Below are 539 nucleotides of genomic sequence, written 5' to 3'. Positions count from 1 at the left end.
CAGATCCTTAAAGACGATATCGCCGGGGCCGATGCGTTTTCTGGTCTCATCGAGCATGCCTTTGGTGTTGTCGGCAATCTCACCCAGCTTGCGGCCGGTTTTGTTGTGCCCGGTAAGATCTGTGCCAGATGCTTTTCCCGTTTTAGTTTCCGTTCCCGTCTCCGTCCCTTTGCTGGTTCCGTTGCCATTTCCAAAAGGTGAAAAAGGCTTCATGCCAGGAAAGAGAAAGGATGAATTCCATTCACCGTCACCGGGTGATTCATTTTTTACGGGATCGGTTTTTTTCGGGGCGACCTTTGTTATATCCCCCTGCAGTAGAGCGATTTTGTCATTAAGCAGCGCCTGTCGCTGCGTATCTTCAATCTTCTTCCTTGCACGCTCGGCCTCGTCAGGCAACACCCCGAGCTTTTCAAGGATCCATCCGAGCGCATCAAGCAGGGCTTTGGCAGGTGTCAGAAGAAAATTCAGCACACTACCGACAACATCACCAAAAGTAGCCCCGGCACTGGTACATTTGTCCAGTGTCTCTTTGCTGGCGT

At 51.4% G+C, this 539-nt stretch carries 1 pseudogene; it reads right to left on the bottom strand.

Features of this window, described 5'->3' with window-relative positions:
• A pseudogene (locus GTGU_RS26790) lies at positions 1 to 539 on the bottom strand (hypothetical protein); the annotation flags it as partial.

The sequence above is a fragment of the Trabulsiella guamensis ATCC 49490 genome, assembly GCF_000734965.1.
GTDB lineage: Bacteria > Pseudomonadota > Gammaproteobacteria > Enterobacterales > Enterobacteriaceae > Trabulsiella > Trabulsiella guamensis.
Note: the sequence above shows the minus strand (reverse complement) of the source record. Positions and strands in the feature narration are given on the sequence as shown.